Source organism: Bacillus sp. LR--39 (genome assembly GCF_053613335.1).
This window is the reverse complement of sequence record NZ_JBSIOT010000003.1, coordinates 269,542-289,175: the sequence shown is the minus strand read 5'-3', so window position 1 is coordinate 289,175 and position 19,634 is coordinate 269,542. Positions and strand designations below refer to the sequence as shown.

The window sequence follows — 19,634 nt, the reverse complement described above, 5'->3', positions numbered from 1 at the left end:
GGGCTGCTTTTTTTATGCTTCAAACGATTTGAGGACGGCGGCCGTTAATATCTCAACTCCAGTAAAGATGGCGCTTCGGTCAAATGTCATTTGGGGATGGTGAAGTCCCGGCTCCAGACCGCATCCTAGGCCGAGCATCGTCGTTTTCAAGTTCGGCACCTTTAACCCGTAAAAATGAAAATCCTCTCCACCGGTTGTCACAAGAGGTTCATCCAGATGTTCTTCTCCGAGAATGCTGCTGATCGCAGATGCCATGATGGCTTCCGCCTCCTTGTTTCGCTCGGCTGCCGGGAGGCTGTGTTCTTTTTGCAGTTCGATTTTTGCGCCGAATGCGGCAGCCGCCGCTTCACAGGCTCTTTCGGTTTCGGCGGTTAATTTCTCCATGGCGGCATTGGTTTGTGCGCGGAGATCAAGGCTGAACGATGCTTTTCCCGGAATGATATTGGAACTCTCTCCGCCTGCCTGAAGCTTTGTCATCTTCACGGAATGCGGGATGCCGGGATCAAGATGAATGAAGCTGAGTTTTTGGACGAGAAGAGCGGCGATTTCGATACTGTTAAGGCCGAGATGCGGTCTCGCGCCGTGGGCTTCTTCTCCGATAATCAGTCCTTCTATATGCTGGCTTGAGCCATGCAGAATGGACGGTGCGCATCGGCCGTTTGCCGTTTCCTGTACGGGGCGCACGTGCACGCCGTATAAGAAGTCAACATCATCCAGTACGCCTTTTTCAATCATTTTCAGCGCTCCGCCGCCTTTTTCTTCCGCCGGCTGAAAAATAAAGCGGATGGTGCCCTTCGGAAGTTTCGGCTGACTCTTTAAAAGCATCATCGTGCCGAGCGCCATCGTCATATGTGAATCATGTCCGCATGAATGGTTCGCCTGAAAGGCACCGTCCACTTCCTGCCACAGCGCGTCAATATCCGCCCGGACAGCCACAACGGGCGAGCCTTCTCCGATTTCGCCGACAACCCCGGTACAATCATCAAACGTGCGGGTCCGGCAGCCGGCCTCTTTCAGTTTTTCAGTCAGATATTCAGTTGTTTGATATTCTTTCCAGCTTACTTCGGGATTGGCGTGCAGGTGGTCAAAAATATCCATAATGACTTGCTTTTCATGCGCTGTGAGTCTGTTCATGCCGTAAGTCCTCCTTCAAAAGCTGTCTGTTTTTTATTTTTGATATTGAAAACAGGCAATCGGTCTGTATATAATATAGCACATATCTGTATTTTCTGAATAGTTTATAAATTTAAAGCGGGATGGTGATGGTATGGCTGTGCCGAAGGCCGAACCTGTATTGAAAAAGAAGAAATTGTTTGTGATGCCTGATGCTTATGTGCTGCTGTTCATTGTCGCTTTACTATGCGCGATAGCGTCGTACATCGTTCCCGCGGGAGAATTTGACAGGGTGACAAAGGGCAGTGTGACGTCCGCCGTCCCGGGAAGCTATCATTCTTTAGACCAGTCTCCTGTCAGCCCGATCGCTTTTTTCACCGCGATTCAGGAAGGGATGACAAGTTCCGCGCCGATCATTTTTTTAATCCTGTTTACGGGCGGCACCATTGCGATTTTGGAGAAAACGGGCGCCATCAATGGATTGATCAGTAATGTCATCAGTACGTTCCGCACAAAACAGCTGCTGTTTATTGCGATTGTCGGATCTCTGTTTTCGATCCTCGGCACAACCGGCATCGTCGTTAATTCCGTGATCGGTTTTATTCCGATCGGCCTGATCGTCGCCCGCTCGCTGAAATGGGACGCCGTGGCCGGAGCGGCCGTCATTTATATCGGCTGCTATGCCGGGTTTAACGCTACGATTTTATCACCTTCACCGCTCGGGTTATCACAAAGCATCGCGGAGCTGCCGCTGTTTTCCGGTATCGGCCTGCGGATTGCCGTCTACATTTGTTTTCTGTTATCATCTATTTTATATATTTATCGGTATACGAGAAAACTCAGAAAAGCAAAGGACGCCAGTCTGCTGGGGAACGATTGGTTTCCGGCGGCAGGTTCACTCCCGCAGGTTTCTGAGCCGGAGGACAAGCATGTCCCGTTTACCGTCCGCCATAAATTGATTCTGGCTGTCGCGGCTTTGTCGCTTGCAGGCTTTTTATACGGCGCGCTTACTCTTGGCTGGTCTGATTCAGAGATGGCCGCCGTGTTCATTTTTATCTCAATCGTGTCCGGCCTGATTGCGGGAATGGCGGCAAATGATATCGCAAAAACGTTTATTACAGGCTGTCAGGGCCTCGTTTACGGCGCGCTGATCGTCGGAATGGCGAGAAGCATTTCCGTTATCCTGGAACATGGAAAGCTGCTTGATACGGTAGTCAATGGACTTGCGTCACTGCTGCACGGTTTCAGCCCGATGGCAGGCGCCATCGGAATGTATATTTCCAGCGCCCTGCTTCATTTTCTGATTTCATCAGGCTCAGGGGAGGCGGTCGTATTTATTCCGATCTTGGCGCCGCTTGCCGATCTGATGGGTATCACGAGACAGGTCGCGGTTGAAGCGGTTATGCTTGGGGAAGGCGTCGTAAACTGTGTCAATCCGACTTCCGGCGTGCTGATGGCCGTACTGGCTGCCAGCGGCATTCCGTACGTAAAGTGGCTTCGCTTCATGATTCCGCTGGCGCTGATTTGGTTTGTCATCGGCCTTGTGTTTATATGCATAGGCGTCCTGATCAATTGGGGTCCTTATTAACATTTTTGTCAATGATATTTCGGTTTATCATTATGAATCGGCAAGATATAATGGGAGTTGTAAGCCATTCTTAATAGTACGGGAGGAAGTCATGAATCAGCGTCGGAACAGACTTTCAAACGTGAATGGAAAGAGTGAGAGTGTGAAAGAGAAAGAACGAATGATTTGGTCAGAAGTCGGAATGCTTGTGGGCACACTGTCTTTGCTTGACATCATCGTACGCGGACTTGTTCTGAACTGTCCGTTTAGGGAATGGGCCGGTAGCTTGGCGGTTTTCTTCATTATAATTGTTTATTATTGTATCAGGGCGGGAGCGTCGGGAATGCTCATGCCGAGAATAGACACCAAAGAAGAACTGCAAAAGCGGGTGAAGCAGCAGCGGATAGATTCAATTGCGGTCACTTTTGCGGTAGCGGCGATTACGATGTACGACAGGGGGTTTCCCCATACATTCTTTGCTTGGCTGAAAATGATCTTTCTTTTTATCGTCTGCGGAGGCATTCTGTTTCTGCTTCGGTATGTCATTGTGAAGCTGTCTTACAGAAGAGCGATAAAAGAAATAAAAAAGAAATCATCTTGACAGGTGGTTTCTTTTTTTGTTTGAAAGCGGGAAGTCTTTTTAATTGATAGGAATATAGATTTGAATTCACTCTGTCACGTTGCTTTGATAGAGAGAGTGTGATAAGTTGAAATGTAAGCGTTAACAGAATTCTCCAGTCTTCACAACAGTTGAAAGGAGCTGAAGAAAGAGTAAGAGGAATTTTTGACTCCGCAGTCAGTCTTCAAAAATGAAATAAGGAGTGTCAAAAATGTTTGAAAAACGATTCAAAACCTCTTTACTGCCGTTATTCGCCGGATTTTTATTGCTGTTTCATTTGGTTTTGTCAGGCCCGGCGGCTGCAAACGCTGAAACTGCAAACAAATCGAATGAGATGGCCGCGTCATCGGTCAAAAACGGGACCATCCTTCATGCTTGGAATTGGTCATTCAATACGTTAACACAAAATATGAAAGAGATTCGTGATGCGGGCTATGCAGCCATTCAGACGTCTCCGATTAACCAAGTAAAGGAAGGGAACCAAGGAGATAAAAGCATGAGGAACTGGTACTGGCTGTATCAGCCGACATCGTACCAAATCGGAAACCGTTACTTAGGCACTGAACAAGAATTTAAGGACATGTGTGCAGCCGCGGAAAAATATGGCGTAAAAGTCATTGTTGATGCGGTTATCAATCATACCACCAGCGATTATGGCGCGATTTCTGACGAGATTAAGCGTATTCCAAACTGGACCCATGGAAACACACAAATTAAAAATTGGTCGGACCGATGGGACATCACTCAAAATGCATTGCTTGGGCTGTATGATTGGAATACTCAGAATACTGAGGTGCAAGCCTACCTGAAAGGTTTCTTGGAAAGAGCATTGAATGACGGAGCAGACGGGTTCCGCTATGATGCCGCCAAGCATATAGAGCTTCCGGATGATGGGAATTACGGCAGCCAATTTTGGCCGAATATCACAAATACATCGGCGGAGTTCCAATACGGAGAAATCCTGCAAGACAGCGCATCCAGAGATACTGCTTATGCGAATTATATGAATGTGACGGCTTCTAACTACGGGCATTCCATCAGATCCGCTTTAAAGAATCGTAATCTGAGTGTGTCGAATATCTCCCATTATGCATCTGACGTGTCTGCGGACAAGTTAGTCACATGGGTGGAATCACATGATACGTATGCCAATGATGATGAAGAGTCCACATGGATGAGTGATGACGATATTCGTTTAGGCTGGGCAGTGATTGGTTCCCGCTCAGGAAGCACGCCTCTTTTCTTTTCCAGACCTGAGGGCGGAGGAAATGGTGTGAGATTTCCCGGAAAAAGTCAAATAGGAGATCGCGGGAGCGCCTTATTTAAAGATCAGGCGATCACTGCGGTCAATCAATTTCACAATGAAATGGCCGGGCAGCCCGAGGAACTCTCGAATCCGAATGGGAACAATCAAATATTTATGAATCAGCGCGGCTCAAAAGGCGTTGTGCTGGCAAATGCAGGATCGTCTTCTGTCACCGTCAATACTTCAACGAAATTACCTGACGGCAGGTATGATAATAGGGCCGGCGCCGGTTCATTTCAAGTAGCGAACGGCAAACTGACAGGTACGATCAATGCCAGATCCGCGGCTGTTCTTTATCCTGACGACATTGGAAATGCGCCTCATGTCTTCCTTGAGATTACCAAACGGGGGCAGTCCATTCTTTCAATGATCAGCTGACGGTCACCCTGCGTACAAATGCGAAAACAACAAAAGCCGTTTACCAAATCAATAATGGTCAAGAGACAGCATTTAAGGATGGAGACCGATTAACGATCGGGAAAGAAGATCCAATCGGCACGACATACAACATCAAATTAACCGGAACGAACGGCGAGGGTGCAGCGAGAACCCAAGAATACACGTTTGTCAAAAAAGACCCGGCCCAAACCAACATCATTGGCTATCAAAATCCGGATCATTGGGGCCAGGTAAATGCTTATATCTATAAACATGATGGAGGCAGGGCCATAGAATTAACCGGATCGTGGCCGGGGAAAGCCATGACCAAGAATGCAGATGGAATGTACACGCTGACGCTGCCTGAGAATGCGGATACGGCCAACGCCAAAGTGATTTTTAACAATGGCAGCGCCCAAGTGCCCGGCCAGAACCAGCCCGGCTTTGATTATGTGCAGAATGGTTTGTATAACAACTCCGGTTTGAATGGTTATCTTCCGCATTAATGGATAGGGCCATCATCACATCAGCGTGCCGGCAAACCCCCGCTTCTGAGAAAGGGACAGCGCGTCTTCATTCACGCTGAAAAGATGACAACATCCTAAAACGGTTCCGTTTTAGGATGTTGTCAACAATCTGGAAACCATCACCGATATTTTTTTGTCCAAAAATCAAACTTTTCTCTTGCAAAAGTTTGTGAAGTATTGCACAATATAAATGTGAAATACTTCACAAGATAAAAACAGACACCACGAAACACTGGAGGATGAGCATACATGATGAACGAACGAGTGAACAAAGTAGCATTAATCGGAGCAGGTTTTGTTGGAAGCAGTTATGCATTTGCGTTAATTAATCAAGGGATCACAGATGAGCTTGTGATCATTGATGTAAATAGAGAAAAAGCCATGGGAGATGTCATGGATTTAAATCACGGAAAGGCATTTGCGCCTCATCCGGTCAAAACGTCTTACGGCACATATGAGGATTGCAAGGATGCCGATATCGTGTGCATCTGTGCAGGGGCCAATCAAAAACCGGGCGAAACGAGACTTGAGCTGGTCGAAAAAAATCTCGCCATTTTTAAAAGCATTGTCGGTGAAGTAATGGCAAGCGGATTTGACGGCATCTTCCTCGTTGCCACAAACCCGGTCGACATTCTCACTTATGCGACATGGACATTCAGCGGGCTGCCGAAAGAACGCGTCATCGGCAGCGGCACGACACTGGATTCTGCGCGATTCCGTTATATGCTGAGCGAATACTTCGGAGCCGCTCCGCAAAACGTACACGCCCACATTATCGGCGAGCACGGCGATACCGAGCTTCCTGTATGGAGTCACGCCAATATCGGCGGAGTGCCGGTGCAGCAATTGCTGGAGAAAAATGCAGCTTACAAACAGGACGAGCTGGATCAGATCGTTGACGATGTGAAAAACGCGGCCTACCATATTATCGAGAAAAAAGGCGCGACATATTACGGAGTGGCGATGAGCCTCGCCCGCATCACAAAAGCGATTTTGCGTAATGAAAACAGCATTTTAACCGTCAGCACATATCTGGACGGCCAATACGGTGTAAACGACGTCTTTATCGGCGTTCCGGCCGTCGTCAATCGGAACGGCATCGCAGGTGTGACGGAACTTGAGCTGAATGAAACAGAACAGGCTCAATTCAGCCGCAGCGCAAACGTGCTGAAAGATATTCTCGCTCCGCATTTCGCTGGGTAAATAAAAAAGCAGTACATGACAAACGCCATGTACTGCTTTTTTTAATTCGCTTTTTTCGCCATTTCCTGAGAGGTTTTCACTCTCGCTTTTCCCATAAACAAAATGGTAACGGCGGCAATGACGATCGGCGCTAGCGCAAGCGTAAATACATATGTGATGCTTTGCGACATGGCGTCAATAATGCGATCCAGAATGTGCGGCGGAATATGAGCGCGCGTGCCGGCCTGGAAAATGTCCTGCGGATTTCCTATGTTCTGCATCGCGCCGCCCGCTCCTTTCATGCCGCTGAATGAATCTGTGAGCTTATTGGTAAACACATTCGTCTGGATGGTGCCGAAAATCGTCACACCGAGCGTCATACCGAATGATCTCAAAAACGAGTTTGTTGAGTTGGCGCTTCCGCGATAACGCGGCTCCAGATCGTTCATGGACGCGGCCGGCAGCAGTGAGAAGTTGAAGCCGACGCCGAATCCTGAGATCAGCATGAATACCGTCAGCATCGTACGCGCCGTATCCGGTGTCATATTGGAAAGCAGCAGCATTCCGATAAAGAAAGCGACCACGGAAATCAGCATTAAACTGCGGAACCGCACTTTCGTCTGGAAAATTCCGCCGATCATACTTCCGATAACAGAACCGATCATCATCGGCGTCAAAATAAAGCCCGCGCTTGTAGCGGTGCTTCCGTACACAGCCTGAACGAAGATCGGGATAAACACCGCTAAAATGACGAACGTGGCTCCGTAAAGGAACGCCAGAATCTGTGCTGTAGCAAATAAACGGTTTTTAAACATCCAAAATGAGATAATCGGTTCTTCCGCTTTTCTTTCCACAATAAAAAAGGCGATAAAGAACACGGCGAACACAGCGAACAGACCGATGATCTGCACGGAGTTCCAATCATACGTTTTTCCGCCGAGCTCAAGAGCGAACATCAGACCGACAATGGAAACCACCAGCGTAATCGCGCCGGCCCAGTCGATTTTCTGTTTCCTGTGTTCAAGGGATTCTTTATAATAACGAAGAATGAAAAACAATGATAAAATACCGATCGGCACGTTGATGTAAAACACCCAGTGCCAGCTGATGGAGTCGGTAATGAGCGCGCCTAAAAGCGGTCCGAGAACGCTGGACAGGCCGAAAACGGCACCGAACATGCCCGACATTTTTCCGCGTTTTTCCGGCGGAAATAAATCAAAAATGATCGTGAAGGCGATCGGCATCAGCGCGCCTCCGCCGATTCCCTGAATGACGCGGTAAATAATGAGCTGATCCATTGTTTGGGCGATTCCGCATAATGCAGATCCGATTAAGAAAAGAATAAGACCGAATAAAAAGAAACGTTTGCGTCCGTACATATCGGACAGTTTTCCGTAAATCGGCATACCGGCCATAACGGCTACCATGTATGATGCCGTCACCCACGCGAACTTATCGAAACTTCCGAGGTCCGCCACGATATTTCCCATCGCAGTGGCAACGATTGTATTATCCATAGCCGACATTAAAATGCCCAGCAAAAGACCGATGACGACAAACTTCGTCGAGGCGTCCTTCGCGTCTGTTTGTTCCATGCTTTTTCCTCCCATACTTACTTTTGATCATTAAATTTGCTATGATCATATTAGATTTGCCGAAAATTATCTTGATCGTCAAGATAAATTGATTTTATAGGGAGGCCTGTCAGTTGTCAACAAGAAATACCAGAAGCGAGACGGAGGAAACCGCGATACAGTTATTCCGGAAGATGGCCACAAGGACGATCCTGTTTCATCAGGCGGCCGCTCAATCTCTCGGTCTGTTTCCGACCGATTTAAAATCAGCTGATATCTTAAATGAAGCAGGCCCGATGACCGCAGGCGAGCTGGGGAAAAAAACCGGCCTCAGCACAGGTTCGGTAACGGCGCTCATTGACCGGCTCGAAAAAGCGGGATATGTCATGAGGAAAAAAGACCCCGAAGACAAACGTCGGGTGATCATCGTGCCGCTGACAGCCGGAAAAGCGAATGTGAAGCAATTGTTCAGCTCCTTATCCCAGTCCACGATCAGCCTTTGCCGACAATATAAAGAAGAAGAACTGCAGCTGATATTCGATTTTTTAGGAAAAGCGACGGACATGATGGAAGACGAGCTTGAGAAATTAAAATAATGTATCATAGCACGGCCCATTCATGAATAACTTGTACAAGTTGCATGAATGAGGGGGAAGCCAATGAACATCTTTTTAAGCTACATCGTTCTCGGGCTGTCATTGTCAGCACCTGTCGGACCGGTCAATGCAGCGCAAATTGACAAAGGCATCAAAAACGGCTTTTGGCATGCATGGATTTTCGGTCTTGGCGCCATGGCCGCGGACGGGCTGTATATGATTCTGATCTATTTCGGGCTGTCTCAATTTTTGACCGCTCCTTTTGTAAAAACGTTTTTGTGGCTCTTCGGTTTTTTCGTGCTGACCTATACGGGAGTCGAAACGTTAAAAAATATCAGGGAAGCCATGAATGTCAGAAGCGGAAAAGGAAAACCGGCTTTTTACAAAACATTCGGCGCGGGATTTTTTATTTCTCTTTCCAATCCGCTGAGCATTTTATTCTGGCTCGGCATATACGGGAGCATTCTCGCCAAAACCGCTGAATCCTTCGATGCAAATCAGCTTTTGATTTACAGCTCCGGCATTCTTCTCGGCATTTTGATCTGGGATTTCTGCATGGCGGTCGCCGCGAGCACTTTCAGAAATCTCCTTCATGAAAAAGCGCTCCGCTGGCTGACGGGAGCGGCGGGTGTGTCTTTGATCGTTTTCGGGTTTTATTTCGGATGGCAGGGGATTCAAATGCTCATCTCATAAATAGAAGAAGAGTCACCCATCGCCTATCTCCGTCATAACGTATCATGACGATACTGGAGGTGGGCCGATGGCAAGCGGGCTGTACACAAAAAGTTGCCTTGAGGAAAAGTTATTGGATCTGCCAAATTGGCAGAGAATCGCTTTTGAGCTTCTATCAGAAAAAGTAGGCGATAAAGCGGATACGTTTCCGTGCATTCCCGGACGTCAGGGATTTTTGACAGATCAGCTCCGGATATCCTTTGCGGGTGATCCCCGCGAAGACGGAACCCCGGAGGAAGTGGGGATGCTGCTGTCCGAGTACGGAAAGATCTCAAGGAATACCGGAAGATACGCGTCGCTGCTTGTGATTTTTGATACGCCTGAGGATTTAGCTGAGCATTATTCAATTGAGGCGTATGAAGAGCTGTTCTGGTCTTTTTTAAACCGGCTGAGCGGCTGCGACCCGAATGACTGGCCGGAAGATATGCCGGAAGACCCTGAACATTATAAATGGGAGTTCTGCTTTGACGGCGAGCCGTATTTTATTCTGTGCGCGACGCCTGCGCATGAAGCGCGACAAAGCAGAAGCTTCCCGTTTTTTATGCTGGCGTTTCAGCCGAGATGGATTTTCGAAGGATTAAATGATTCAACCGCGTTCGGACGAAACATGAGCCGGCTGATCAGAAAACGCTTAGAGGCGTATGATGAAGCCCCTCTTCATCCCCGATTGGGGTGGTACGGAGGAAAAGACAATTTAGAATGGAAGCAATATTTCCTCCGTGATGATGAGACGCAAGTGTCAAAGTGTCCCTTTTCTTATTTGAAAAGACTATTTAAACCGACGAAATAAGCTATGATCCGGCAGGGCTGTGTCCCTGCTTTTTTTGTACGATCCATGTCACGATCGCAATGACGGCGAGAAAACAAAGGCTGACCAGAAAACCGGGCCGGCTCGATTTCTCAAACAGCGTCCCGGAGACGGCCGCGACAATCAGCACAAGGGCGATAACAATCTGTGCGGTTCCCATCTTTGTCGTTTCGAGCAGTTTCTTGCCCGAGAACAAAATGAACAGCCACGTATAAAGAAGCATGAGGCCCGCTGCGGTTGTCATGTGTTCATATATATTTTTCGGCAGCACCAATGACAGGATGATGGAGACGATGAGTCCGGCAAACGTCAATCCGAGCGCAGGCCAGCAGATTTTTTTGTTTTCCTTTAATCTGAAGCATTTCGGCGCATCCCCGTCATCGGCCATTGTACAAAGCAATGTCGTCACGGCAAACAGCGAGGCGACGAGCGTGGAAAATCCCGCAATAATAAAAATCCCGTTAAAAATATCAAGAATGATATCTAAATGAAAACCCTTCAGCGATGTAATAAACGGGCTGTCCTGCTCGGTGAATTTGCCCAGCGGCACTAACAGCAGCGCCAGGCCGAGAGAAATGACGTAAATCACCGCAAGTACGGCAAGCATCAGCCGGCCTGATTTTGAGGCTTCCTCCGGTTTTTTCAAGTGTACGGTCATCAGCCCCAAGACTTCAATTCCTCCGAAGGCGTAAAACGCATAAATCAGTCCCGTCCATAACCCCATCGCTCCGTGCGGGAACAAATCCTTTGATTCGTTCGGCACCTGCACATCCGGTTTATGAGAAAATATACCGCACAGCGCCAATATGGCGATCACGATAAACATAAATATCGCCGCCGTCTTGACAACAGCGAGCACATTTTCCGTTTTTTGAAAAACGGACAGCCCCGTAAATATAATCAAAAGACCGAGCACCGCATAGATGGAGGCGAAAATCCACAGCGGCACATTCGGAAACCAATGCTTCGTAAACAGCGAGATTGCTGTCAGCTGGCTTCCCGTGATCAGCATCTCGGACGACCAGTACACCCATCCGTTGCTGAAACCGGCCCAAGTGCCGAAAGCCTTTCTCGCATAAGCGCAAAAAGACCCCTTTTCGGGCTGTTTAGCCGAAAGCTTCGCGAGCTGCTCAAAGACAAAATAGGTGCCAAGCCCGGCAATAAGAAATGAGATCAGCGCGGAATATCCGCTTTTGACAATAGCAATGCTGGACCCGAGAAAAAAGCCCGTCCCGATTGTGCAGCCGACGCCGATTAAGGAGAGCTGCCACCAAGCGAGATTTCCTTTAGGCTGGTCCTGTGATTTACCCATGAAGTTCAACCCCTTTATCAAAGCTTAGATTGCAGCCGTCAGAAGGGGAATATACATCCAATAAATTGCTTTACATGAAACAAACGGACGGAGTTCATAATAGAAGAAAAAAGGAGCAGTCTGATGACACAGCAATTTATCGTACCGCCGAAAAAAGGGCTCGGCCTGAAGGTTCACAAAGGGCAGATTATAAAAGTTGTCGATGTGGAAGGACAGCAGGTGGCTGACTTCACGGCGTATCATGCCAAGGACTTTTATGAACATCTTGATCAGGGCGCGACGATTGATGCCAACCAGTCCATTCATGTAAAAACGGGTGATCATATTTATTCAAATTTATACAAGCCGATGCTGACGCTGATTGAAGATACAGTCGGTAAGCACGATCTGCTGCTTCCCGCCTGCCGTCCGGATATGAACAGACTTTTATACGGAAAGCATAAAGACGAACTCCAGGATACGTGTTATGACAATATGAGCGGGGCGCTTGAACCGTTCGGGGTGCCGCGGCCGCATATGCATTACCCGTTTGCCATCTTTATGAACACGGTGCTCGATGAGAAAGGGAACTTATCAGTCGAAACGCCTCTTTCTGACGCGGGTGATTATGTACGGCTCCGTGCGGAAATGGATCTCGTCGTCGCGTTTTCATCCTGTCCGATCGAAAAAGGAAAATGCAACGGAGACAGCATCACGGCGCTGCGGGTGGAAATCAGCTGATCCCGGTGTATTTGATTCACTTAAAATCCGCACCTGTGCTATATTTAACAGAGAGTCGTACATAGTGGCATGATTCATTTTCAGCATGAACGGGAAATGGATCATAAAGAAACAATGCAGGAGGAGTGATTGGGATGAGCATCCAGAAACAAATTATGAATGATCTCCATGTAAAGCCCTCAATTGATCCGAAACAAGAAATTGAGGACAGAGTGAACTTTCTGAAACAATATTTGAAAAAAACAGGTGCCAAAGGCTTTGTGCTCGGCATCAGCGGGGGGCAGGATTCCACGCTTGCGGGACGCCTCGCCCAATTGGCGGCTGAGAGCATCAGAGAAGAAGGCGGAAATGCGGAATTTATCGCCGTCCGGCTTCCACACGGCACACAGCAGGATGAGGATGACGCCCAATTGGCGCTCAAATTCATTAAACCTGATAAATCATGGACATTTGATATTAAGTCCGCTGTCAGCGCGTTCGCCGATCAGTACAAAAAAGACACGGGCGATCAGCTGTCTGACTTTAACAAAGGAAATGTAAAGGCCAGAATGAGAATGATCGCTCAATATGCCATCGGCGGACAAGAGGGGCTGCTTGTCATCGGCACCGACCATGCGGCCGAGGCAGTGACCGGTTTCTTCACGAAATACGGTGACGGCGGAGCTGATCTGCTGCCGCTGACCGGATTAACGAAACGCCAGGGCAGACGTTTATTAGAAGAGCTCGGTGCGCCGGAGCGCCTGTATTTGAAATTACCGACGGCCGATCTGCTTGATGAAAAACCGCAGCAGACTGATGAGACCGAACTCGGCATCACCTACAATGACATTGATGATTATTTAGAAGGCAAGGACGTTTCTTCCGAAGTGATTGAGGCGCTGGAAAAACGCTACCTCAGTACGGAGCATAAGCGCCAGGTGCCGGCATCGATGTTTGATGATTGGTGGAAATAGAATGAAAAAAACCTCCCTTTTAAAAGGGAGGTTTTTTGTTTATCGCATTTTTATTTATCTACACTTTCATAAATCCCTACCCAATACCCTTTGCTGCTGTCATAGTATTTGCTTTTGAAAATCCACTTTGTTCCATCTAAAACGAAAGAAGCAGCGAAGTTTCCGTTAGGGCTTTGAACGAGTTTGATGGCATTAATGCCGGCATCTGCTTTCGTTGAGATTGGGCTATTTTCCATGGATGCGGATGCTGTTGGTGATGCGGCAAAGGCAGGAGCGGCAGACATCAGTAAGGCAAGAGACAGCGCAGAACCGGTTAACACTTTTTTGAAGTTCATTTCGAGCACTCCCTTTTCAAATGAAATGTGTTACGTTGTTAATAATTAGACAATTATCCATAAAATACCTCTTCTGTTTCTAAAATTTTTTTCTTAAATTGAAAAAACATCCCTTCAGAGGGGCTTTTTATTTATTGATCCATTTGCATGGATCAGGGACATGTTTTCAAAACGTTTTTTTATTTGATACGGATATGATTCAGCTTCACCATCAATCTGTCGGTGAATCTTCGAAGGCTGCCTCTCGAATCAGGCTCAAAAGGCAGATTTGCTTGGGCAGCGATCGTTTCTGCGACCTGCTGAATAGACATTTGGTCTGTATGGAGATGTTCTGTGAAGAGGCTATCAGACAGGCTGTTGATGCAGCGGTCGATTTGTTTTGCGGCCCAGGAGTTTTTTCCTTCCGCTCTGGTGCGCAGGCGTTTCAGCAATGTTTCCTTTGAAGCCAGCAGGGTAAAGTGGTGAATGGTCCGGCCATCCTGTCTCAGCCTGCTGATAATGTCATGGAAGTATTGATCGTTCGTAATGGTCATGGGCACAATGATGATGCCCTGATATGTATCTGACAAATAGGAAAGCATGCTGTAATTGAATTCCCGCCACAGAGGGTAGCTTTGAAAGTCATCTTCAGCGATATCCGGCGGTATCATCGAACGCATCGCAAACCCCATCTTTTCAGGATCGTATACGTAAGACGGTTTCAGTCTTCTGTGCAGTTCAAACGCTGTTTGTGTTTTTCCGGAACCGAAAGCCCCATTTATCCAAAGGATCACCATGATATCCCCCTTTTTCTATATGATACAAAAAAAGACCCTTCGATCGAAGAGTCAGCGGGAAAAAACGGACGTATATTCGCGGAGCGATTCCTTTATATGCGTAAAGGCATGTTCTCCAAAATACTCAAGAGAAACAAAACCGTCATATTGTCTGTTCATCAGCTCTTTTAAAAATGCTTTTTGATCGAGATCTCCTTGAAAAATCGGAGTTGGCTTGCTGAGATACCAGTTGTCAAAATTCCAGTGATAGTTTTTCAGATGAATGTGGCTGACGGTATGATACAGTTTTTCTAAAGCGGACATTTGGTCAACGTGATTGACGTGTAGGTTGGAGCCGTCAAAAATGGTGCGGACCCGCGGATGTCCGACATCCTCCAAAAATGCCAGCGCCGCCTCCGGTGTATCCGCGTACGTATCGTAATGAATCTCAAGCCCGATATCGACTTCATAGTCATCTGCGAGCCGTGCCGCCTGCTGAAATTGATCAACCGCACGCTGCCACTTTTCCGGTGATGTCCGGTGCGAAGGAAGATTGCCGGCAAAGACTCTGATCAAGGGACTGTGCAGCTGTCGTGCCGCGCTTAATGCCCTTTGAACATCCTTTAACGCCTGCCTTTCATCCTGAGCGGCGAAGTCAGTGTACAAACTGACGGCAGGCACCCCGAGGCCTTCCTCCTGAAGCTGCTGATCAAGCCTGTCGAGCGGGCCGATTTCCTCTATATATTGTTTAGCGTGTCCGTACCACAGTTCGATTCCCTTAAAGGAGTGCTCCTTCGCGAAAGAAATGATGTCGAGAATATGCTTTTTTTTAAAACCTGTCGTGCAAAAACTCAGTTTCATCGGTAATCCTCCCGTAACTGTCTATCATATGTGTACTTTTTCCCCGGGTGCGATACGGATAAACAGGTGAAAAGGGCAGACACTTTTTTATAAGCGGGGTGTGTCTGCATCAGGTCGGTGCGGCACACAAATTGTTTAGCGCTTTTTTGCGTCAAAGTATTAAATAATTGACCGAAGTGTTGTACAATTAATTTCATTCGAGTAAGGGGGAGAAGCCATTGAAAAATGAAACGGAGCTGACGGACTTCAGTCCCGTCTGCAATAAACCGACTCGCGCTCGTTATGTGATACTGATTCTTTTGTTTTTTATCACTGCGATTAATTATATAGACCGTGCCAGTGTATCCATCGCCGCCCCGTCCATTCAGACATCGCTGAACATAAGCCCCGCGCTTTTGGGCGTCGTCTTTTCCGCATTCAGCTGGACTTATACGGGAATGCAGATTCCCGGCGGGCTCATTTTGGACAAATTCGGGTCAAAACGGACGTACGGCGTTTCTTTATTGATCTGGTCGGTTTTCACCGGAGTGCAGGCTTTTGCGGCCAGTTTCGGATTTTTATTCGGCTGCCGCCTGATTATCGGGCTGGCTGAATCGCCTGCGTTTCCGGCAAACAACCGGATTGTCACGACATGGTTTCCAAGGCGGGAACGCGCCTTTGCGACGGGTGCTTATACGGCGGGGGAATATGTGGGGCTGGCGTTCGCCACACCGGTTTTATTCTGGGTGTTAACGGCATTTGACTGGCGCGCCGTCTTTATTTCCTCAGGGGTGCTCGGGCTTGTTTTCTCCATTTTCTGGTTCAAAATGTATCACGAGCCGAATCGGTGCCGGAAAGTGAACCGGGAGGAGCTTGAGTATATTAGAGAAGGCGGCGGACTGACAGAGGTGTCAGAATCAGCCGGCAGGATCACGTGGCCGGATTTCGTCCAGCTTCTTAAATACCGCAAGCTTGTCGGCTTGTATATCGGCCAGTTCGCCGTAGCCTCCACGCTGTTCTTCTTTTTGACATGGTTTCCGACTTATCTGGCGGAGGCAAAGCACATGGCTTTCTTAAAAGTCGGCTTCGCCGCATCAATCCCGTATATCGCCGCCTTTTTCGGCGTATTGTTCGGCGGATATTGGTCTGACGGAATGATGAAACGGGGCGTGTCGGTGAACGTTGCCCGGAAAACGCCCGTCATCCTCGGTCTTCTGCTGACAGGCTCCATCGTGCTCGCGAATGTTACGGATTCTGCTCCTGCGGTTTTGACGATCTTATCCATTGCTTCTTTTGCGCAGGGCATGTCCAATATATCCTGGACGATGCTGAGTGAGGTGGCGCCAAGCGAGACAATCGGATTGGCAGGAGGCGTGTTTAACTTTTTCGCCAATATGGCCGGTATTATCACCCCGCTTATCATCGGGTTTATCGTTTCTGCGACCGGTTCATATAACGGAGCGATTCTGTTTGTCGGCGCTGTCGCATTTATCGGGGCATTTTCTTATATTTTCATTGTCGGAAAGGTGGAACGCATTACGCTCCGATAGAAAGAAAAACTCATCTCTTCTTAATAAAGGATGGGTTTTCTTTCATTGCATTATCTCTATGTTTCAATATTGAGTTATCATATAATAAACATAACTTTTTCATTTCTTAGGAGGATTTCGCCGAAGATGAACGCAAAACGTGCCATTCCCGTAAGAGAAAGAAATATCGTACTGATCGGATTCATGGGTGTCGGAAAGACAACAATCGGCCAGCTGGTCGCTAAGAAATTATACAGAGACTTCATTGATATTGATCTGCAGATTGAGAAAGATTTCAAGATGTCCATCCCTGAAATGTTTGAGAAAAAAGGTGAAGCCTTTTTCCGTCAGACCGAAAAGGATTATATATTAGATATCTGCCGCAATACGAAATTCAAGATCGTGTCACTTGGGGGCGGTTCGTTTAAACAAGAGGAAATCAGACAGTGCTGCCTTGAAAACTGTCTCGTGCTCCATCTTGATTTATCATGGGAGAATTGGAAGCAGCGGGCTGATCTGCTGATTGAAAGCCGTCCCGTTCTGCATAACCGTTCCATGGATGAAATGCAGCAGCTCTTTAACGAGCGCCAAAGCATCTATGATAAACATAATTCAAAAGTGGCGACGGATAATCTGGAACCAGAAGAAATAGCCGATTATATCGTAGAAACGTTAAAAATCGGCTGGGACCTGTATCAGCCGATGTAAAAAGAGCCGTGACGCTGTGAGCGCACGGCTTTTTTGTTTTTAAACAAACGTTTATTAAAATGTTTAGAAAATGAGTGTAAAATCGTGTTAAGATAGAGTCAGAAAATTAAATCTTATAAAACAAAGGAGAATAATCGGATATGCAATTATACGACTTGCCGCTCGACCAACTGCAAACCTATAAACCAAATAAAACCGCTCCTCATGACTTTTCGGATTTTTGGGCATCATCATTACATGAGCTTGCAAAGGAAGAGGCAAAGCCTGAATTGACGGCTGAAAGCTACCCGGCTGACGGCGTGAAAGTATTCCGGCTGACATACCGAAGCTTCGGCAAGGCGGAAATTAAGGGATGGTACGCCGTTCCCGACCGGCAAGGACCGCATCCGGCCATCGTGAAATATCACGGCTATAACGCGAGCTATGACGGGGATATACATGACATCGTAAATTGGGCGCTACACGGATATGCCGCATTCGGCATGCTTGTCCGCGGTCAGCACAGCAGCACAGATACAAGCGTCTCACCGCATGGACACGTTCCCGGCTGGATGACGAAAGGGATTTTAGATAAAGATACATATTATTACCGCGGCGTGTACTTAGACGCCGTCCGGGCTTTGGAAGTCATCAGCGGCTTTGAGGAAGTGGATGAAACGAGGATCGCCGTCATCGGCGGGAGCCAGGGAGGCGGACTTTCAATCGCCGCGGCGGCACTATCTGACATTCCGAGAGCGGTTGCGGCCGATTATCCTTATTTAAGCAATTTTGAGCGGGCCATTGATGTCGCTCTTGATGAGCCGTATCTTGAGATTAACTCCTTTTTCAGAAAGAACGGCAGCCCTGAAACGGAGAAGGCCGCGATGAATACACTGGCCTATTTTGATATCATGAATCTGGCGGACCGCGTAAAAGTTCCGGTGCTCATGTCCATCGGGCTGATTGACCGCGTGACTCCGCCGTCGACGGTGTTTGCCGCTTACAATCATCTGGAAACGGAAAAAGAATTGAAGGTTTACCGGTATTTCGGACATGAATACATACCTTCTTTCCATACGGAAAAGCTGGCCTTTCTGAAAGCGCATCTGAAAGGCTGACGACAGCGAAAAGCCCAAGTACTTGGGCTTTTTTCAGGAATGATCACGGAAAAGGACGGATACTGATGGAACAAAGGATCATCGAAGAATTAAAACGAATTGAAGCACAGCACGGCGTCAAGGTGCTTTATGCCGTAGAATCAGGGAGCCGCGCATGGGGGTTTCCGTCAAGCGACAGCGACTACGATGTACGGTTTCTCTATGTGCCGAAAAAAGAATGGTACTTTTCGATCGAACCGCATAGGGATGTCATAGAAGAGCCGATTCATGACATGCTTGACATCAGCGGCTGGGAACTGAGAAAAGCGCTGCGGCTTTTTAAAAAATCAAATCCGCCTCTTTTGGAATGGCTCTCTTCTGAGATGATCTATTATGAAGCTTTCTCAGCGGCTGAAAAGCTTCGAAAACTGAAAAACCGCGCCTTTTCGCCTGAAGCCGGCATCTATCATTATCTCAATATGGCAAAACGGAATGAAAAAACGGAATTGCGGGGCAGTGAAGTGAAGATTAAAAAGTATTTTTATGTTCTGCGTCCTCTCCTTGCCTGCAGATGGATTGAAACGTTCGGCTCCGTACCGCCGATGTCATTTCCCGTACTGGCCGATGCCTTATTGACGGATGAAGCGCTCATTTCTGAAATCAATACACTGCTTACAAGGAAAAAAAGCGGTCAGGAGCTGGCCCCGGAACCGAGAAATACGATCATTCATGCATTTATAGAAGAAGAAATAGAACGCATCAGGCACTATGTCAAAATGATCAAAACGCCGAAACCTGACATAACGGAGGAACTGAATCAGCTATTGATTCAGACCGTCGAAGAGGCGTGGGGGTAAAAAGGCGGAAATTGACGATTGCCGTCATTTCCGTCCGCCTTTTTTCGGCATAATCCGCCTGCTATCTAAGAAGCTGATTGTGGTAAAACCACAAAAATTTATCAGAATCTTTGTATTTTTAGAATATTGTGAGAGGATGTTTTGTCC

General features: G+C 47.5%; 18 protein-coding genes and 1 pseudogene. 13 read left to right on the top strand and 6 right to left on the bottom strand.

Going from position 1 to position 19,634, the window contains the following annotated elements:
- Nucleotides 1-12 precede the first annotated feature (12 nt).
- Nucleotides 13-1,134, bottom strand: a complete 1,122-nt coding sequence (locus ACWHAR_RS16325) for a M20 peptidase aminoacylase family protein (RefSeq protein ID WP_032872766.1) — start codon at nt 1,132-1,134, stop codon at nt 13-15.
- A 133-nt stretch (nt 1,135-1,267) separates the two neighbouring features.
- Between ACWHAR_RS16325 and ACWHAR_RS16320 the strand changes: the two genes are divergently transcribed.
- The 4 genes and pseudogenes from ACWHAR_RS16320 (at nt 1,268) to ACWHAR_RS16305 (ending at nt 6,713) form a co-directional block, all read left to right on the top strand.
- On the top strand, nt 1,268-2,701 hold the full coding sequence (locus ACWHAR_RS16320) for a YfcC family protein (RefSeq protein WP_007609251.1): 1,434 nt from the start codon (nt 1,268-1,270) through the stop codon (nt 2,699-2,701).
- A gap of 91 nt (nt 2,702-2,792) precedes the next feature.
- Entirely contained in the window at nt 2,793-3,281 is a 489-nt protein-coding gene (locus ACWHAR_RS16315; RefSeq protein ID WP_015416759.1) for a DUF6773 family protein, read from the top strand.
- Between the two features lie 229 nt (nt 3,282-3,510).
- Nucleotides 3,511-5,489: pseudogene (gene amyE / locus ACWHAR_RS16310) on the top strand (alpha-amylase).
- A 270-nt stretch (nt 5,490-5,759) separates the two neighbouring features.
- Nucleotides 5,760-6,713 (top strand): L-lactate dehydrogenase, encoded by a 954-nt coding sequence (locus tag ACWHAR_RS16305; protein ID WP_007609256.1) that lies wholly within the window; start codon nt 5,760-5,762, stop codon nt 6,711-6,713.
- 41 nt (nt 6,714-6,754) lie between these two features.
- Here the strand turns inward: ACWHAR_RS16305 and ACWHAR_RS16300 are convergent, their stop codons facing one another.
- Nucleotides 6,755-8,287: an MDR family MFS transporter gene (locus ACWHAR_RS16300; protein WP_032872768.1), complete on the bottom strand. Its 1,533-nt coding sequence runs from the start codon at nt 8,285-8,287 to the stop codon at nt 6,755-6,757.
- Between the two features lie 113 nt (nt 8,288-8,400).
- Between ACWHAR_RS16300 and ACWHAR_RS16295 the strand changes: the two genes are divergently transcribed.
- The 3 genes from ACWHAR_RS16295 (at nt 8,401) to ACWHAR_RS16285 (ending at nt 10,384) form a co-directional block, all read left to right on the top strand.
- Nucleotides 8,401-8,862 (top strand): MarR family transcriptional regulator, encoded by a 462-nt coding sequence (locus ACWHAR_RS16295; RefSeq protein WP_032872770.1) that lies wholly within the window; start codon nt 8,401-8,403, stop codon nt 8,860-8,862.
- 63 nt (nt 8,863-8,925) lie between these two features.
- A complete protein-coding gene (locus ACWHAR_RS16290; protein ID WP_007409057.1) occupies nt 8,926-9,555 on the top strand; it encodes a LysE family translocator in 630 nt (209 codons plus the stop codon).
- A 67-nt stretch (nt 9,556-9,622) separates the two neighbouring features.
- Nucleotides 9,623-10,384 (top strand): YqcI/YcgG family protein, encoded by a 762-nt coding sequence (locus ACWHAR_RS16285; protein WP_032872772.1) that lies wholly within the window; start codon nt 9,623-9,625, stop codon nt 10,382-10,384.
- Between the two features lies 1 nt (nt 10,385).
- Here ACWHAR_RS16285 and ACWHAR_RS16280 read toward each other — a convergent pair whose 3' ends face one another.
- A complete protein-coding gene (locus ACWHAR_RS16280; RefSeq protein WP_029973917.1) occupies nt 10,386-11,714 on the bottom strand; it encodes an amino acid permease in 1,329 nt (442 codons plus the stop codon).
- Nucleotides 11,715-11,837: 123 nt separating this feature from the next.
- Between ACWHAR_RS16280 and ACWHAR_RS16275 the strand changes: the two genes are divergently transcribed.
- Nucleotides 11,838-12,434 carry a DUF1989 domain-containing protein gene (locus tag ACWHAR_RS16275; protein ID WP_011996295.1) on the top strand — a complete coding sequence of 199 codons (597 nt, stop codon included), beginning with the start codon at nt 11,838-11,840 and terminating at the stop codon, nt 12,432-12,434.
- A 134-nt stretch (nt 12,435-12,568) separates the two neighbouring features.
- Nucleotides 12,569-13,387, top strand: a complete 819-nt coding sequence (gene nadE / locus ACWHAR_RS16270) for an ammonia-dependent NAD(+) synthetase (RefSeq protein WP_007409061.1) — start codon at nt 12,569-12,571, stop codon at nt 13,385-13,387.
- 50 nt (nt 13,388-13,437) lie between these two features.
- Here nadE and ACWHAR_RS16265 read toward each other — a convergent pair whose 3' ends face one another.
- The 3 genes from ACWHAR_RS16265 to ACWHAR_RS16255 form a co-directional block, all read right to left on the bottom strand.
- The gene (locus ACWHAR_RS16265) at nt 13,438-13,722 is read right to left on the bottom strand and encodes an antimicrobial peptide LCI (protein ID WP_032872774.1); all 285 of its coding nucleotides are present in this window, start codon (nt 13,720-13,722) and stop codon (nt 13,438-13,440) included.
- A 179-nt stretch (nt 13,723-13,901) separates the two neighbouring features.
- Nucleotides 13,902-14,495, bottom strand: a complete 594-nt coding sequence (gene tmrB / locus ACWHAR_RS16260) for a tunicamycin resistance ATP-binding TmrB (RefSeq protein WP_032872828.1) — start codon at nt 14,493-14,495, stop codon at nt 13,902-13,904.
- A 54-nt stretch (nt 14,496-14,549) separates the two neighbouring features.
- The gene (locus ACWHAR_RS16255; RefSeq protein WP_032872776.1) at nt 14,550-15,338 is read right to left on the bottom strand and encodes a sugar phosphate isomerase/epimerase family protein; all 789 of its coding nucleotides are present in this window, start codon (nt 15,336-15,338) and stop codon (nt 14,550-14,552) included.
- A 218-nt stretch (nt 15,339-15,556) separates the two neighbouring features.
- Here ACWHAR_RS16255 and ACWHAR_RS16250 point away from each other — a divergent pair, with 218 nt between their 5' ends.
- From ACWHAR_RS16250 to ACWHAR_RS16235, 4 genes are all read left to right on the top strand, one after another.
- Nucleotides 15,557-16,867, top strand: a complete 1,311-nt coding sequence (locus ACWHAR_RS16250; protein WP_032872777.1) for an MFS transporter — start codon at nt 15,557-15,559, stop codon at nt 16,865-16,867.
- 126 nt (nt 16,868-16,993) lie between these two features.
- On the top strand, nt 16,994-17,554 hold the full coding sequence (locus ACWHAR_RS16245) for a shikimate kinase (RefSeq protein WP_032872779.1): 561 nt from the start codon (nt 16,994-16,996) through the stop codon (nt 17,552-17,554).
- Between the two features lie 140 nt (nt 17,555-17,694).
- Nucleotides 17,695-18,651, top strand: coding sequence for a cephalosporin C deacetylase (gene cah, locus ACWHAR_RS16240; protein ID WP_032872781.1), 957 nt, complete (start codon nt 17,695-17,697; stop codon nt 18,649-18,651).
- Between the two features lie 65 nt (nt 18,652-18,716).
- The gene (locus ACWHAR_RS16235) at nt 18,717-19,487 is read left to right on the top strand and encodes a nucleotidyltransferase domain-containing protein (RefSeq protein ID WP_032872784.1); all 771 of its coding nucleotides are present in this window, start codon (nt 18,717-18,719) and stop codon (nt 19,485-19,487) included.
- Nucleotides 19,488-19,634 lie beyond the last annotated feature (147 nt).